The organism is Syntrophomonas sp. UBA5494 (assembly GCF_002426325.1).
This window is the reverse complement of record NZ_DIPG01000049.1, coordinates 4,169-7,028: the sequence shown is the minus strand read 5'-3', so window position 1 is coordinate 7,028 and position 2,860 is coordinate 4,169. Positions and strand designations below refer to the sequence as shown.

The window sequence follows — 2,860 nt, the reverse complement described above, 5'->3', positions numbered from 1 at the left end:
GTCTAGGGATTTAATATCTGCAATACGCAGAGCAGTTTGTAGTAGGTAGCCATCAACTGATTACTGTAAGGTGTGGCGCCGTCGCTTTGATTGGCCTGCAGCTGTCTCTGCAGAGCCTTGAGGAGATCCCTGTCAACGTGCTTATAACCCGACAACCAATGTGCCTGGGACAACTGCCGGAGCGGCCATTCGAAAAACAGTTCCGCCTCAGGACACCCGGGGAGGTTATTGGTGAAGTTCACAAGAAGTTGTGAACTTGCCAGATCAAAATCGATATGAACCACTTCAGCCCCGTTATAGTCAGCTTCCTGCCAGTGCAGAACCGCATTCTGGCCCGAAACCTTCTCCGGCTGAATAGCATTGGTTTGGTCAGGCAAGGCATAGATTTTTATCTCAACATCGCCGGGACTGCTGGCCAGGTTGTAGTCCGACTGGACTGGCAGCGAAAAAATACGGTAAGTCCCGGTGAGATCAAGTTCCAGGTTGGCGGTGTCAAAGGGAATAAGCTCCAGTTGGCAGCCCCTCTCTTCAGAGGGGGATTTCTTCTCAATATAGAATTTAAACGGGCAGACGGTGTACAACCGTCTGCTTCCGCTACTCCACAGGCAATTGCCGACGGCTTCATAAGGCTGGTTTGTCTGGCCATGCCAGACAGGAACCCCGGGAAAGAGCCTTTTTATTCGCTGCAGCACTCCCGGGGTATGGGAAGCCCCGCCCAATAGCAGGATATGGTCAAACCTCCAGCCCTGGCTGTCATATAGGCCCAGTGACTGGACGCGGGGCTGCAGCACGGTTTTCACGTAGGAATCCAGCCGCTCCCACAGCGGACCGAGAGCGGCGGTAAAAGCAACCGAATCAATAATCATGTCCCCGCTCATTCCGGGGAGGATATTTATCATATTTACAACCGCTTGATGATGGCGGCCCAGTTCGGTTTTGGTCGTATCGGCCATTCTTTTCAGCTTAATCCAGTAGCTGCAGTCCGCGGGGGAAAGGCCTGCTTCCCAGGGCAATTGGTCAGGCCGCTTTAGCTGATGAAATAGCGGTTTCAGAATCTCCCGGATGATTTCTTTGTCGACTTCCGCCCCGCAAAAGGCATTACCGCCCATCTGCGACTGGGTTTCCAATATCAGCTGCTTCCCGTTGCCTGCGGTGCTGATAATACTGAAATCAGCAGCCGCTTCCCCTATATCTATAATCAGAATATCCCCTTCAATATCCTGGCCGGGATGCAGGGCTTGATATCCTGTCAGGGCTGCAGCCGGCCCGGGAAGTAAAGCAATGGCTGCTCCGGCAAACCCCTTTTGCAGAGCGGCATACAGGCTGTGCTGCGCCTTGATGCCGAGATAACCGGGGACTGACAGAGTGACCGCTTCAATAGGATCGTCCGGTATTTCAGGCCATTGATCTTTGAGGAAAGTAAAAAATGCGGTGAGGATATATTCGAAATCAAGGCTCCCCGGCGCCAGTTGGGGGCTTCGCCACAAGGCCGGTTTGAAGCCGGGCCAGAGCAGAGCGTCAGGCTGTTCGAGCTCCATGGCCTCTGTGCCGAAAAAGATCCGGCCGGTTGCGGGGGAGTATCCCAGGATGCTGGGGATTGGTCCGGGCCAGCCGGCTGAGCTGCATATTAAACCATTAGCGCTGAATGCTGCCATCCTGGTGTATGAAGTGCCAAAGTCTATGCCAAGCCGCATGTGTCAACTCCTCGCTGGTTATGGTTGCCGGGTCAGTATCATATAAGGGATCTCGGTCTGTTCTTCGTTCAAAACCTGAATTATAAACAGGTCGCCTTCTTCGTGCACAATGGTGTAATCGGGCCGGGCAGCATCCACTCTGGGTTCCCAGCGCGCCTGGCCGAGAAGCGGGATATGCTCCTCAGGGAAGACCTCTCCTTTTTGCAGAGGCACCTTGATGAGACGAACCCCCATGTCCTTCCAGGTGCGGGAGACATTTCTGGGGGCTAACAAGCGATCCAGATCAGCCTTCAGCTGCCCGAGGAACTCCAGCTGAGTAACTGCCAGATCCCGCATGCGCCCGGCTTGATCCTGATTATAAGCTGAACGGCGGCGGGAGGTTTCGATCATGCTGAGCTGATTGGACAAGAAGGATATGGCAACCCGGACCTGATAAAGCAAGCTATACAGCGGGGGGATCCAGCGTATCTCTTCTTCCGTACTCATACTGCGCAAAAAGGGCGTCCAAAAGGCCAGCCATTCTCTGACTTGCACCAAGACTTTATAACTGGGTTCCGGGTTGTTCTGCAGGATCATGATGATCTGTTCCAGTTGCTGTATCGAGAATTCTACATCCCGCAAGGCTTCCTGGGCATTTTCCGCCGATATCCGGCCCAGGCAATCAACTGCATTCTGTATCAAGGGGTCCGGGCCGCAGTGATTTGAAGCCCGCAGCTTCAAAACCCGATGCCACCCCTCTAAGCGTTTATTTATCAAGGTTTGCATGTCGGGTGACACTGTAGGCGCCGATAGGGCAGTTGCGTACAGGGCCAATTCCCGGGTGAGTTTTTGGCTGATCCAAAGATTCACCGGATCATCGCTATCAACCCCGCCCTCGAGCTGATCTATATGCCGCTGCATATCTCCGGCAATTCTAATTCGGCCGTCATGGTCCTTGGCCGCCGCATCTCCGGCCAGCCTCATCAGGTAGGTTATTTCACTGAGGGCTTGACTTAACTTATGGGAGCCGATTGAAGGCTGCAGATCGGTTGACCCCTCAAGGTGAAAAATTTCAAGGTATCCAGGAAATTCATCAACCTGGCGAACTAATTCAGTATCCTGTAAATAGGGTTTGACTGCTGTTAAGTAGCCCTGTAGGGATTGTAATTGATGCTTCAGGTCAGTCA

The 2,860-nt window shown here is 53.2% G+C and carries 2 protein-coding genes; both read right to left on the bottom strand.

Annotated features, from left to right (window positions below):
- Positions 1-2: 2 nt before the first annotated feature.
- Positions 3-1,694: an Hsp70 family protein gene (locus B3W37_RS05655; RefSeq protein WP_483171515.1), complete on the bottom strand. Its 1,692-nt coding sequence runs from the start codon at positions 1,692-1,694 to the stop codon at positions 3-5.
- Between the two features lie 18 nt (positions 1,695-1,712).
- A partial coding sequence (locus B3W37_RS05650; RefSeq protein WP_483175022.1) for a hypothetical protein occupies positions 1,713-2,860 on the bottom strand: 1,148 nt, incomplete at its 5' end.